The following is a 12,220-nucleotide window of genomic DNA, read 5'->3' on the forward strand; positions in this document are numbered from 1 at the left end:
AGGCCTGCACCCAAACCCTAGGCGTCGTAGTCGACGGAAACTTCCTTGCTCGTCGGCCGCGACTGACACGTCAGGATGTAGCCCTTCTCAATCTCGTCCGGCTCCAGCGCGTAATTCTCTTCCATGTCAACCGTACCGCCGGTCAACTTCGCCCGGCAGGTGCCGCAGACGCCACCGGCGCAGGCGAATGGGACGTCCGGACGCACCCGGAGCGCCGCGTTCAGGATCGACTCGGCCGAATGCGTGGGAGTGTCCACCTGACCCGACAAACCATCCAGATTGAAAGTAATGGAGTAGTTGTCCTCGGAGGCGTCCACCTTTACCGGACGGCCGTGCTGGCCTTCCGGCTTCTCCGGCCGGCCGGTGGTGAACAACTCGAAACGGACCTTCTCCTTGGGCACTCCCCGCGCCTCAAGGGTGTCGCGGCACAGCTGCACGAGTTCAAACGGGCCGCAGAGGAACCATTCGTCCACGCCATCTGTGCGGATGACCGTATCGAACATGGTCGATAGCTTTTCGGCATCGATACGGCCGCTCATCAGCGGCGAGGTGCGCTGTTCACGGGAGAGCACATGGTGCAGGGCGAAACGGGACGGGTACTTGTCCTTCAGATCCGCCAGTTCCTCCAGGAACATCACATCCATTGCCGCACGGTTGGCGTAGACGAGGTCGAACCGGGTCGTGTCGTTGCTGGCAAGCACCGTTCGCGCGATGGAGATCACCGGCGTAATGCCGGACCCGGCGGCGAAGGCCACGAAAACGGCTCCACCGGCGTGCTCGGACGACACCGTCGGGATCTGCTCCGGGTGGTTGATCTCGGTCATGTTGTGCTGGGAGATGAATGCACCCTGTGGGCTCATCACGTCCAGCTCCGCTCCGGCGGCCAGGTTCTCGTTGGCCCAGGTGGAGAACAGTCCGCCGATGTCCTGTTTGATCGCAACCCGGATTTCACCCGGCTTCGGTTCGGCACAGATGGAGTAGCTGCGCCGGACCTCCTGGCCCTCGAGGCTGGTGCGCAAAGCCACGTACTGGCCAGGCACATAGTCGTACTGATCGATCAGGTCTTCCGGAACCGCGAAAGTGACCTCGATGGCGTCGGCCGTCAGGCGGCGGACCTCGGCAACGGTGAGCGTATGGAAGATTGCCCGACGGCGTTTCCCGGCAGCGCCGTCGTCGTTGCCGGAACCGCTTTGGGTATCGATGGAGCCGTCGGTAGGCGCTTCCGCCGGGTCTGTCTTTTCATTCGTCACAGTTAGAGCACCTTGAAGTAGTCGAAGGGTTCCTTGCAGTCCTGGCAAACATAAAGCGCCTTGCAGGAGGTGGAGCCAAACCGGGTCAGCTCACGCGTGTTGAGCGAACTGCATTGCGGACATTTCACGCTCAGGCCCACCTTGACCGGTCCCGCAGCGGCTTTACCCGTGGGGGCGGCGATGCCGTATTCCTCGAGCTTCGCCTTGCCTGCATCGGTCATCCAGTCGGTGGTCCATGCCGGCGAAAGCGTCATCTTCACGTCGACGCGCTGATACCCCTTGGATGCGAGCGCGGTGATGACGTCGTCGCGGATGGCATCCATCGCGGGGCAGCCCGAGTAGGTCGGAGTAATGGTGACCTGCACGGCTTGGGTGCCGCCGCCGTCGTCGTCGACCTTGGTTTCACGCAGGATACCCAGGTCCTCGATGGTCAGCACCGGGATTTCGGGATCGCACACGGTCGCTGCGATGTCCCATGCTTTTGCCGCCGCTGCATCCGCCGGGCGGGTGGCTGTTGTTGTTTCAGTCATGGCTGCCTACCAGGTTGCGCCCGGGTGTTCCCTGGCCAGCACCTGCATTTCGGCGAGGATGTAGCCAAGGTGTTCGGAATGACGGCCCTGCCGTCCGCCGCCCAGCGAGCTGGGGACATCCGGGATGTCGAGCTCAGCTTCGGCCAACACTTCGGCGATCAGCGCGTCGAACGGTTCGCGCAGGTCTGAGGGACGGACCGCGGCGCCGCCGAGCTTCTCGATCAGCTCATCGTTCTGGAACAGCTCTTCCACATAGGGCCAGGTCAGTTTGATACCCGCGATCATCCGGCGGCGTGATTCCTCGGTGCCGAGTGCCAATCGGAGCACCCACTGGGCACTGTGGTCGCGGTGGTACGCCACTTCCTTGACCGCCTTTGCGGCGATTGCGGCGAGGGTGTCGTCCGTCGAGTCCACCAGTCGGCTATAGAGCTCGTACTGGAAGTAGGAGACGACGAGCTGACGGGCTATGGTACGGGCGAAGTCGCCGTTGGGCTGCTCGAAAATGTGCGCACTGCGGAACTCGGATTCGCTCCTGAAGTACGCCAGGTCGTCCTCGGTCTTGTCCCAGGCACCGCCGGCATAGGTGAGGAACGACCGTGCGTGGCCGATCAGGTCCAGGCCGATATTGCCCAGTGCCACATCCTCTTCCAGTTCGGGGGCGCGCGAGATCCACCAGCCGAGCCGCTGAGCGAGGATCAACGAGTCGTCGCCGAGCCGGAGTGCGTATTGGGCGACGTCGTCACTTGCCCGGGTGCCGGCGTCATTGGCTGCGGCAATGTCCTCTGCGGTGAAAGCTTCACCGGTTGAAATGCGGGTTGCAGATTCACCGCTCACAGGTGCTTCACCCCTTCACTCTTTGTGTAGTAGGTAGCGTGCCGGTAGTCCTTGCCGGCGGCCGATTCGAAGTAGGCGCCCTTGGCGTCCGGGTCACTGGCGGTGATGGCGTTGGACGGGACAACCCAGACGGAGACCCCTTCATTGCGCCGGGTGTAAAGGTCACGTGCGTTGCGGACGGCCATGCCGGCGTCGGGCGCATGCAAAGAACCTGCGTGCACGTGCGATAGCCCGCGGGACGATCGGACGAAGACCTCCCACAGCGGCCAGGGCGCGCTGTCCGAATTCTCGTCTGCAGCTTCGGTATCGACGGGACGTGCGCCGTCGTCGCCGGTTGTGGATCCGCCGGTCATGATGCTGCTCCTGCTTCTTGTTCTGCCCGCTTGGCTGCGGTCTTGCGTGCGTAGGCGACGGCTGCTTCGCGGACCCAGGTGCCTTCTTCGTGGGCTTCGCGACGGCGTTCCATCCGCTGCGAGTTGCACGGGCCGCGGCCGGCGAGGACTTCCTTGAACTCGTTCCAGTCGAGTTCGCCGAAGTCGTAGTGGCCGCGCTCTTCGTTCCACTTCAGGTCCGGATCGGGCAGCGTCAGGCCAAGGACCTTGACCTGCTCGGCGAGCATGTCGACAAAGCGCTGCCGCAGCTCGTCGTTGGTAAAACGCTTGATGTTCCACTGCATGGACTGCTGCGAGTTCGGTGAATCGGAATCGGGAGGACCAAACATCATCAGCGACGGTGCGTACCAGCGGTCGACGGCGTCCTGCGCCATCTGCTTCTGCGCTTCGGTACCGTTGGACAGCTCAAGCAGGATTTCGAACCCCTGCCGCTGGTGGAACGACTCTTCCTTGCAGACCCGCACCATCGCGCGTCCGTACGGACCATAGGACGCGCGGCACAGCGGAACCTGGTTGACGATGGCGGCACCGTCGACCAACCAGCCGATGGCGCCCATATCCGCCCACGTGACCGCGGGGTAATTGAAGATGGAGGAGTAGCGGGCCTTGCCGGTAATCAGTTGGTCCATCATGGTGTCGCGGGAGGTGCCGAGGCTTTCGGCCGCGGAGTACAGGTACAGCCCGTGGCCCGCCTCGTCTTGGACCTTCGCCATCAGGATGGATTTGCGCTTCAGCGAGGGGGCGCGGGTGATCCAGTTCGCCTCGGGCTGCATGCCGATGATTTCGGAGTGCGCGTGCTGCCCAATCTGGCGCACCAGCGCCTTCCGGTACTTCTCCGGCATCCAGTCGCGGGGCTCGATCCGGGAATCGTCGGCCATGATCTGGTCAAAGTGCGCCTGGCCTGCCTCCGCTGCCTCGTCGGGCATGGGAATGTCTTTCACAGCGGAAAGACCTGAGCTTGGGGTTGCCATGGGTGATCACCTCAATGTGGAATCCGCGGCGTGTTTGGGTGCCGCGGTGATTTACTGACCGTTCGTTCAGAATATATTGGGGGACGTGGATGTGCAAGTATTCGCGGGGTCGCCGACCCTGTTGGCCATGAATCTCTGGAATCGTGATCGATTCAAGTGCACACTGGATATATACTCCCTGATACGTCCGACGAAGGGTGGCTCGGCCATGATGGAATTCCTAGTGCAACTCCTCCTGATTGGAGCAATACTCCTTCTGGTTTCTGCGCTCGCCCTGGGGCTTACCGCTTGGGTTGTTATCAGGAAGGTGCGGCGCTCCGGCATTATCCGGCGGACAAAGGAGACCGGTCTGTTAAACGCCCGTGCATTGTCCAGCGACAGCAGCGTCCGCAGGTTGGCCAAATTGCGCCTTGAACTGCACCGCTCCATGCAGGCCACAGACCGCTCGCTGGCGGCGGCACGTTCCGCAGGACACCCCGTTGCCGATCTTCCGGCTGTCGCAGCCGATCTCAACAGAGCTCAGCTCTCCCTTCAGAACAACATTCGGATTGCCGAGCAGGAGTCTGACCGGCGGCTGAGGGTGTCCTACGCTGCCCGGTTCGCGCAGCAGGTGGACATACTGACCGGCCTGTCGTCTCAGTTGCGGCAGTCGCTGCTGCAGCTCGGCGACGACGTCGGCAACAGCGCCACCTTGAACGCGGGGGCCCACCTGCGGTTGGAACTGGAAGGGCTGCGGGCCTGGAGCGACTCCTATGGTTCCAAGCCGGGAAACCCGACCACGGCGGCGTAGGGAAATAATATGTCGATCCGCGGCCGAATCGGGCGACTCATCAGGGCAAAGCGAGCCGCGGACCAACCATCCAACATGCAAACGGTCGAAGATGCCCACCTCCGGCAGCTTGAGGCCTACGAGAAGGCGCGGCGCAGCACGGCCGATCTGGCGGCCACCCACCGGAAACTGGATGTTCTGTGCAGTGAGGCAAACACGGAACTTAATGACCTGAACCGGCGGGCGGAAGAAGCGGTGGCGGCAGGTGATGACCACGCTGCCAGGCGTGCCCTGCGCAGCAGCCTGTCCACGAGGCAGCGGCTCGAGCAGCTGACCGCTCAAAGGCGCGACGCCGGCGAACAACTTGACCGGCTGCAGGACGATCTGGACCGTATCGCTTCCCGGGTTGCCGACCAGCAACTGCACTACCACCACCTCAAGGCACGCCATGGAGTGTCCGAAGCCACCGGTTCAATGCAGCGGGCGGTCGCCGCGTCGGCTCAGGCTGCGTCCGAAGCCGCGGAAGCGGCCCGCACCGCTGAACGGGAAGATCGACGGACCCGCCATCTGGAGGCCGCGAAACAGGAGATCAACGGCACCCACCCCGTTTCCAGCGATTTCGACGCCGAATTCCAGGAACTGGAGGCCACTTCCGACGTCGAGGGCCGGCTGGCGAGGCTGAAGGAGACGGAGGAACCGCCCAGAGGATAGCCGCGCCGAGGTTCACAGCTTGACAGTGGCGCCCCCGACAGGATTACCTAATGATCATTCAGTAATTCACGTGAGGGGTACCACATGCCCGGTTTAAACACAGCGCACTCGACTGCCGCGACGGTGCCAGTGCACCCGATTCTGGCCAATGACCCGGCCTCCGATTGGATGGGCATTGAGGTCGTCGAGCTTTCAGCCGGCCACGCGACCATCCAGATGATGCTCCGCCAGGAGATGCTCAACGGTTTCGGAATCGCCCACGGCGGGATGCTTTTCGCGTTCGCCGACAGTGCGTTCGCCCTGGCCTGCAACCACATTAACGACGACGGCGAACTCGCCGATCCCTCCACGATCACGGTGGCTTCCGGCGTCGACATCAATTTCCTCAAGCCGGCAAAACCCGGCCAGCTGCTCACCGCCGACGCTCACCAGCGCCATCAAGCGGGCCGCAGCGGCATTTACGACATCCAAATCCTGGCAGACGGCGTGGTGGTTGCGGAGTTCCGCGGCCGCAGCCGCACCGTTCCCAATCCCGCCTTCAAGCAGTAGCAGGAGATCCCGATGACAGAAACCACCCAGGCCTCCGGCACGGCGCAGCTCGATCCAGAAGAGCTGATGAGCCGCGAAGAAATCGAGACTCTGCAGCTCAAGCGCCTGCAGCACACCGTGCAGTACGCCTACGACCGCGTGCCGATGTACACGAAGAAGTTCGACGACGCCGGTGTCCATCCTTCGGACCTGAAGGAACTGGACGATCTGGCCAAGTTCCCGTACACGACCAAGGAAGACCTGCGGCAGACCTACCCGTTCGGCATGTTCGCGGTGCCGATGGACCAGGTCGCCCGCATCCATGCTTCCTCCGGCACCACCGGCCGGCCCACCGTCGTCGGCTACACCCGCCAGGACCTTGATGACTGGGCCAAGCTCGTCGCCCGGTGCATGCGGCTGTCCGGCGTCAAGCCCGGCACGATGGTGCACAACGCCTACGGCTACGGATTGTTCACCGGCGGACAGGGTGCGCACGCCGGAGCGGAGAAACTGGGTTGCACGGTGATTCCAATCTCCGGCGGGCAGACCGAGCGTCAGGTCCAGCTGATCCAGGATTTCCAGCCGGAAACCATCATGTGCACGCCCACCTACCTGCTGACGATCCACGACGCCATGGTCAAGGCCGGCGTCGATCCGACATCGACATCGCTGAAGACCGCCGTGCTGGGCGCGGAGCCATGGACGGCGGAAATGCGGCATGAGCTCGAAACCAAAATGAACGTGAACGCCTGCGACATCTACGGCCTCAGCGAAGTGATGGGCCCGGGCGTTGCGGGTGAATCTTTCGAAACCAAGGACGGCTCCCACATTTGGGAGGACCACTTCCGTCCCGAGATCATCGACCCGTTCAGCGACGATGTCCTGCGCGACGGCGAGCATGGTGAGCTGGTCTTCACCTCGCTGACGAAGGAAGCACTGCCGATCATCCGCTACCGCACCCATGATCTGACTCGGCTGCTTCCCGGTACGGCACGGCCCGGCATGCGCCGGATGGGCCGGATCACCGGCCGCAGCGACGACATGATCATCCTGCGCGGTGTGAATCTGTTCCCGACCCAAGTCGAGGAAATTGCGCTGCGCATTCCGCAGTTGAGCCCTCACTTCCAGCTCGAGATCACCCGGCCGGACCGGATGGATGAGCTGACTGTGAAGATTGAACGCCGCGAGGAGTTCAGTGCAGAAGTCTGCGTGGCAGCCGGAAGGGAACTGGGCGAGCAGATCAAGATCCATATCGGTTCAAACGCCCGGATCGAGGTTGCCGAGCCGGGAACCCTGGCCCGCTCCAGCGGCAAATTGCGCCGGGTCTACGACCTGCGCAACGAAGAACAGTAGAGGTTTCGATGTCGGTAGATGGCAGACTTGCCTCCATGCCTGCCACCCAGAATCCGCCCAAGCGCGGCAGGCCGGGTTACGACCAGGCCACCGTGCTGCGCATCGCCGTCGACGTTTTCAACAAGCATGGCTACGAGGCGACCTCAATGGGGGTGCTCGCGGAGAATCTGGGGATCAGCAAGTCCGCCATCTACCACCACGTGCCATCCAAGGGTGATCTGCTGCGGTTGGCGTTGAACCACGCGCTCAGTGGCCTCGAGGACATCCTCGTGGAACCCGGGGCTTCCACGGGCCGGGCAGACGACCGCCTGGAGTTCGTCCTCCGGCGCACGGTCGGCGTGCTGACGGAGCGGCTGCCCTTCGTCACCCTGTTGCTGCGGCTGCGTGGAAACACCGAAGTCGAGCGTGATGCGATGGAACGACGCCGCACGTTCGACCACACCATAGCCGGGCTGGTCGACGCCGCCCGCAGCGAAGGTTCCGTGCGCAGCGACATTGATCCGCGTACGACGACGAGGCTCCTGTTCGGTACGATCAACTCAATCGTCGAGTGGTACAAGCCCGGCGGCCCGCTCAGCCCGGAAAAACTGGCCGACGACGTCATCGCCATGGTCTTCGACGGCCTGCACCTGCCCGCAGCGGCGCGGAGTCACTGACGCTTCCGGCTCCATTCTTGCTGCACGGCCAAGGCCGGGACGTTCGCAGCTATGCGCTTATTGCGGATCCTCCTCCGCCAGCTGCCGGTAACGTTCCATCTGGGCGAGCCTCCGGCGGAGACTGTCACGGCGCGGTGTAGCTTCAGCGTCCGCCGGCTCCGCCGTTTGGTCGATGTGTGCCGTGCCAAACCGCCACAGCAACAAGTCATCCAGCAGCCGGTCCGGTCCCGGCGAGTAACGGTGCTGCAGGGATTTACGCACCGCGCTGATAGCGTCCGACTGCAGCACATCGACCAACTGCACTGTCATGTCGAGACCGTGGGCCGTCAGTAGCTTGGCAGCCCAACCCCAGTCGTCGTCGGCCTTGCGGTCTACGTGCGGCAGCAACATCTGCCAGACTTCCTTGATCCGGCCCGGCGTCAGGGGAACCGCCCCCTCACCGTCCTCGTCCCAGAAACCTTTGACCGTCTCGTAGCGGTCGCTCAGTTCAGAGAAGGTGGACTCAACAGTCTCCAACATCGCAGCTGTAGCGGTGAACTGGCGGTCAAAGTAAGGGGTCCAGGCCCGTGGATCCTCGGCTTTGAACCGGATATCGTGCTCGATCTCGGACCAGGCGTGAGCAAAAACGGTCCGGATCTGGCATTCGAAGAAGTAGCTTCCGTTGGGTTTGGACTGCGGGTCCAACGCCTGCTGGTACTGCCTGACGACGTCGTTCTGGATTGTCCGCAGGATCAGATGCCGGCTGGAGTAGCCGTACGTTCCCGACTCGATGCTGCCGATATCCTTCTCACGGTCCCCCCGGCAATCGAAAACGCTGCGATGCCGTTTGATCAAGTTGGCGGCCGGTCCATTCTGGGTAGACAACGTCGTGATGACGCGGACACCGACCATGTCGGTCAGGTTCTTCAGCGGATCGGTAAATTCCAGCGTGGGAATGCCACCGGGTTCCACCCTGCCGACCATACGGGACGCCTTTTCCCGGAAGGATTCCACGGTCTTGGTGCGGCTGGTGATGAACAGCGGCTGCACTTCCGCGTCTTCGAACATGCCCCGGATAAGGGATTCCATCTCGCGGGTGACGGCCTCCAGCTGCGGACGGACACGTTCGTACTCGCGCACGTTTGCTTGAACCGCTGGACGCAGTCGATCATCCAGATCGTCCCAGTTATTGGCCACACATCCTCCTCATGTCTTGAATCACCCTAGTTGTCCACAAGTTCATCGGCCAGCAGGCACCGCGGCAGCTTGCCGGGCTACGGTGGGTAAGTCCGAAGCACACTGAAGCAGGTCAGAGGGAGCGAAGCGTGGAAGAACTGTTGGTCATCCGGTCTGGAACGTTGCTGCTGGATCCAGGGTTTGCATGACCATCGCCATGTACGTATCCACCGGTTTGATGCTTCCCTTTGCCATACTGGCTGCGCACCGGTTGGCGTGGAGCTGGGCCGTCGCCGCGCTTTCGCTGATAATCGGCGCTGCTCCGCACATCTTCATCATGGGTTTCAGCCCCATCCTGGGAGTCATCGGATTATTCCCCTGACACTTCCCACGTTGTTGGTTCCCGTATTGGGTTGGTGGAAGTGGCGGCGCAACGGTCGGGGAAGGGAATCCGGCAGTATCCCGGTCCAGCGTGCAGACAGGCGTTCCTACATAATAGGCGCGACGATCCTGGTCGGCGCAGGGCTGACGGTGGCGTTGCCGATGGCCATACAAGGAGCTCTGTCCCCTGTTCCGTCAATGCAATTGCCGCTCGTGCTCATAAGTTTCCTCACGGCCGGATTGCAACTGGTGACCCTGCTGGGCTTTGCGTTCGGCGTCGTGGAGAGTTGGTGGCTGTTGCTCGCCAACAGTGCGTTGTATTTGGCCAACTTTGCGTTGAACATGGGCAGCACCATGGCCGGGATTCCCCAGCTGGGGTCCGGGCCTCCGGTGATCATGCTGATCCTGCACGGGGCTATCATCTTCTTCGCCGTAAAGGGCTACCGCACCTGGCGGACGGCATTGGCGTCCCAACGTGTCCCTGCCCCCTACGACGGCTTGCTGTAGAGGGCAGAGGAGGCGAAGGGCCCTGGATCTACTTCTCGACGAGTGTCAGCACGTCGTAGGTGGCGACGATTTCGTCATGCTGGTTGTGCAGAACGGCGTCCCAGCGGACCTCACCGTACTCTTCATCCTCACGCGGCGTGATCTGCTTGGCAGTCAGGGTCACCCGGAAGGAATCGCCTGCCGCAAGCGGCGTGATGAACCGCAGGTTCTCCAGTCCATAGTTGGCCAGGACCGGACCCGGTGCCGGCTCGACGAACAGGCCGGCGGCCCAGGACAGCAGGAGGTAGCCGTGTGCGACGATCCCGGGGAAGAAAGGATTCGCCGCGGCTGCTTCCTCGTTGGTGTGGGCGTAGAACGTATCGCCGGTCGTATTGGCAAAGGCGGTAATGTCCTCGAGCGTGACCTCCCTCAACTCCGAGGCGACAGTGTCGCCCAGCTTGAGCGTGGCGAGGTTCTTGCGGAACGGATGTTCGCCGATATTCCGGTCCGCACCCTGATGCCAGACCTGGGTAACTGCCGTCAGCATGTTCGGCGAACCCTGGATCGCCGTACGCTGCATGTGGTGGTAAACCGAACGGATACCGCCGAGCTCCTCACCGCCGCCGGCGCGTCCGGGGCCGCCGTGCACCAGGTGTGGAACGGGCGAACCGTGACCGGTCGACGTTTTCGCATCTTCGCGGTTGAGCACCAGCACGCGGCCGTGATGTGCCGCGATGCCAGTGACCAGTTTGCGGGCGGTTTCGCCGTCGTTCGTCGCCACAGTTGCCACCAGTGAGCCATTGCCCATCGCCGCCAAACGGATAGCCTCATCGACGTCGTCGTACCCGATTACCGAGGAGACCGGCCCGAATGCCTCAACATTGTGGACCTCGGGAGTTTCGGCGTCGTCGAAGGTCAGCAGCATCGGGGGGAAGAAGGCACCCTCACGGGACACGGAGACGGAGCCGTCCGCGTTCGTGATCTGCGGCTCGTCCATACTGCCCAAAGCAATGTGCCCGCCGGCGGTAACCAGCATCTCCACGCTCTTGCGCACCTCTGCCAGTTGTTCCAGGGAGGCCAGCGCACCCATCGTGACGCCTTCCGCCCTGGGGTCGCCAAGGATCACGCGCTGTTCAATCCGCTCCCGGGCGGCCTGCACGACATCGTCCATCAGGTTCCGCGGCACGATGGCGCGGCGGATGCTGGTGCACTTCTGCCCGGCCTTGACGGTCATCTCGGTGACCAGCGACTTCACGAAAGCATCGAACTCGGGCGTGCCGCGGACCGCGTCCGGACCGAGGATGGCAGCGTTCAGCGAGTCCGTTTCGGAGGTGAAGCGCACGCCGCCGAAGACGACGTTGTCGTGGCTCTTCAGGTGGTTGGCTGTTCCGGCCGAGCCGGTGAACGAGACCATGTCGCGGTAGTCGAGGTGGTCAATGATCGTCCGCGCGCTGCCGGAAATGAGTTGCAGTGAACCGGCAGGCAGGATGTTGGATTCAACAATTGACTTGACGACGGCGGCGGTCAGGTAACCGGTCGGAGTCGCCGGCTTCACGATGGTCGGCACGCCGGCGAGGAAGGCCGGCGCGAGTTTTTCGAGCATGCCCCATACCGGGAAGTTGAACGCGTTGATTTGCACTGCGACGCCGGGAATGCGGGTGTAAATGTGCTCGCCGAAGAAAGAACCGTCCTTGGAGAGCTGCTCAGCGGGACCATCAATGACGACCTGCGAATTCGGCAGCTCACGCCGGCCCTTGGAGCCGAACGTGAAGAGGACGCCGATACCACCGTCGATATCCACCAGCGAGTCGACCTTGGTGGCACCGGTCTGGGCCGAAAGCCGGTAAAAGTAGTCGCGCTGGTCGTTGAGATACTTTGCCAGTTCCTTCAGCTTCAGCGCCCGCTGGTGGAAAGTGAGCTCACCGAGGGAAGTCTGCCCAACGGTCCGGCCGTAGTGCACGGCTGCGGCGAGGTCCAATCCCTCGGTGCTCACCCTGGCAAGCAGGTCGCCGGTGCTCGCATCCCGGACTTCCGCCCCGGCTGCTGCGACATCGTCTTCCGGAGTCCACCAGGCATCCTCGACGAAACTGGGGACGGTCTCGACGGCCGTCTCGGTCGTCTCGGGGGCAAATGTAGTCATCGTTGACGGATCCTTCCAACGAAGTTCTCTTCAATGAAATGGGGCAACGCCGGCAAGTATCGGT

The 12,220-nt window shown here is 62.8% G+C and carries 14 protein-coding genes; 7 read left to right on the forward strand and 7 right to left on the reverse strand.

Features of this window, described 5'->3' with window-relative positions; all coding sequences use genetic code 11:
- Positions 1-17: 17 nt before the first annotated feature.
- The 5 genes from paaE to paaA are packed head-to-tail and all read right to left on the reverse strand — an operon-like array spanning position 18 to position 3,932.
- Positions 18-1,202, reverse strand: coding sequence for a 1,2-phenylacetyl-CoA epoxidase subunit PaaE (paaE, locus tag ACX80B_RS09645; protein ID WP_459295588.1), 1,185 nt, complete (start codon positions 1,200-1,202; stop codon positions 18-20).
- A 50-nt stretch (positions 1,203-1,252) separates the two neighbouring features.
- Positions 1,253-1,780: a 1,2-phenylacetyl-CoA epoxidase subunit PaaD gene (paaD, locus tag ACX80B_RS09650; RefSeq protein WP_459295471.1), complete on the reverse strand. Its 528-nt coding sequence runs from the start codon at positions 1,778-1,780 to the stop codon at positions 1,253-1,255.
- Between the two features lie 6 nt (positions 1,781-1,786).
- Entirely contained in the window at positions 1,787-2,614 is an 828-nt protein-coding gene (paaC, locus tag ACX80B_RS09655) for a 1,2-phenylacetyl-CoA epoxidase subunit PaaC (RefSeq protein WP_459295473.1), read from the reverse strand.
- The gene (gene paaB / locus ACX80B_RS09660) at positions 2,611-2,967 is read right to left on the reverse strand and encodes a 1,2-phenylacetyl-CoA epoxidase subunit PaaB (protein WP_459295475.1); all 357 of its coding nucleotides are present in this window, start codon (positions 2,965-2,967) and stop codon (positions 2,611-2,613) included. Before paaB ends, paaC begins: the two co-directional genes overlap by 4 nt.
- Entirely contained in the window at positions 2,964-3,932 is a 969-nt protein-coding gene (gene paaA / locus ACX80B_RS09665; protein WP_459295589.1) for a 1,2-phenylacetyl-CoA epoxidase subunit PaaA, read from the reverse strand. Before paaA ends, paaB begins: the two co-directional genes overlap by 4 nt.
- 253 nt (positions 3,933-4,185) lie before the next feature.
- On the opposite strand from paaA, the gene ACX80B_RS09670 reads away from it, so the two are divergent.
- From ACX80B_RS09670 to ACX80B_RS09690, 5 genes are all read left to right on the forward strand, one after another.
- The gene (locus ACX80B_RS09670; RefSeq protein ID WP_459295477.1) at positions 4,186-4,767 is read left to right on the forward strand and encodes a hypothetical protein; all 582 of its coding nucleotides are present in this window, start codon (positions 4,186-4,188) and stop codon (positions 4,765-4,767) included.
- Between the two features lie 75 nt (positions 4,768-4,842).
- On the forward strand, positions 4,843-5,457 hold the full coding sequence (locus tag ACX80B_RS09675; protein ID WP_459295479.1) for a PspA/IM30 family protein: 615 nt from the start codon (positions 4,843-4,845) through the stop codon (positions 5,455-5,457).
- 84 nt (positions 5,458-5,541) lie between these two features.
- Positions 5,542-6,006 (forward strand): hydroxyphenylacetyl-CoA thioesterase PaaI, encoded by a 465-nt coding sequence (paaI, locus tag ACX80B_RS09680; RefSeq protein ID WP_459295480.1) that lies wholly within the window; start codon positions 5,542-5,544, stop codon positions 6,004-6,006.
- A 12-nt stretch (positions 6,007-6,018) separates the two neighbouring features.
- Entirely contained in the window at positions 6,019-7,338 is a 1,320-nt protein-coding gene (gene paaK / locus ACX80B_RS09685; RefSeq protein ID WP_459295482.1) for a phenylacetate--CoA ligase PaaK, read from the forward strand.
- Between the two features lie 35 nt (positions 7,339-7,373).
- Positions 7,374-7,994 (forward strand): TetR/AcrR family transcriptional regulator, encoded by a 621-nt coding sequence (locus ACX80B_RS09690; RefSeq protein WP_459295484.1) that lies wholly within the window; start codon positions 7,374-7,376, stop codon positions 7,992-7,994.
- Between the two features lie 57 nt (positions 7,995-8,051).
- On the opposite strand, the gene ACX80B_RS09695 is transcribed toward ACX80B_RS09690, so the two are convergent.
- Positions 8,052-9,170, reverse strand: a complete 1,119-nt coding sequence (locus tag ACX80B_RS09695; RefSeq protein WP_459295486.1) for a GTP pyrophosphokinase — start codon at positions 9,168-9,170, stop codon at positions 8,052-8,054.
- 184 nt (positions 9,171-9,354) lie between these two features.
- Here ACX80B_RS09695 and ACX80B_RS09700 point away from each other — a divergent pair, with 184 nt between their 5' ends.
- On the forward strand, positions 9,355-9,531 hold the full coding sequence (locus ACX80B_RS09700) for a hypothetical protein (protein WP_459295488.1): 177 nt from the start codon (positions 9,355-9,357) through the stop codon (positions 9,529-9,531).
- Between the two features lie 14 nt (positions 9,532-9,545).
- Positions 9,546-10,037, forward strand: coding sequence for a nicotinamide mononucleotide transporter (locus ACX80B_RS09705; protein WP_459295591.1), 492 nt, complete (start codon positions 9,546-9,548; stop codon positions 10,035-10,037).
- Positions 10,038-10,065: 28 nt separating this feature from the next.
- Here ACX80B_RS09705 and paaZ read toward each other — a convergent pair whose 3' ends face one another.
- Positions 10,066-12,156: a phenylacetic acid degradation bifunctional protein PaaZ gene (gene paaZ, locus ACX80B_RS09710; protein WP_459295490.1), complete on the reverse strand. Its 2,091-nt coding sequence runs from the start codon at positions 12,154-12,156 to the stop codon at positions 10,066-10,068.
- Positions 12,157-12,220: the final 64 nt, after the last annotated feature.

The organism is Arthrobacter monumenti (genome assembly GCF_054511255.1).

What these genes read in the sequence shown, in the direction of transcription:
- paaD (WP_459295471.1), bottom strand. Translation starts at nt 1,780, where the DNA reads ATGACTGAAACAACAACAGCCACCCGCCCGGCGGATGCAGCGGCGGCA.
- paaB (WP_459295475.1), bottom strand. Translation starts at nt 2,967, where the DNA reads ATGACCGGCGGATCCACAACCGGCGACGACGGCGCACGTCCCGTCGAT.
- paaA (WP_459295589.1), bottom strand. Translation starts at nt 3,932, where the DNA reads ATGCCCGACGAGGCAGCGGAGGCAGGCCAGGCGCACTTTGACCAGATC.
- ACX80B_RS09670 (WP_459295477.1), top strand. Translation starts at nt 4,186, where the DNA reads ATGATGGAATTCCTAGTGCAACTCCTCCTGATTGGAGCAATACTCCTT.
- ACX80B_RS09675 (WP_459295479.1), top strand. Translation starts at nt 4,843, where the DNA reads ATGCAAACGGTCGAAGATGCCCACCTCCGGCAGCTTGAGGCCTACGAG.
- paaI (WP_459295480.1), top strand. Translation starts at nt 5,542, where the DNA reads ATGCCCGGTTTAAACACAGCGCACTCGACTGCCGCGACGGTGCCAGTG.
- paaK (WP_459295482.1), top strand. Translation starts at nt 6,019, where the DNA reads ATGACAGAAACCACCCAGGCCTCCGGCACGGCGCAGCTCGATCCAGAA.
- ACX80B_RS09690 (WP_459295484.1), top strand. Translation starts at nt 7,374, where the DNA reads ATGCCTGCCACCCAGAATCCGCCCAAGCGCGGCAGGCCGGGTTACGAC.
- ACX80B_RS09700 (WP_459295488.1), top strand. Translation starts at nt 9,355, where the DNA reads ATGACCATCGCCATGTACGTATCCACCGGTTTGATGCTTCCCTTTGCC.
- paaZ (WP_459295490.1), bottom strand. Translation starts at nt 12,156, where the DNA reads ATGACTACATTTGCCCCCGAGACGACCGAGACGGCCGTCGAGACCGTC.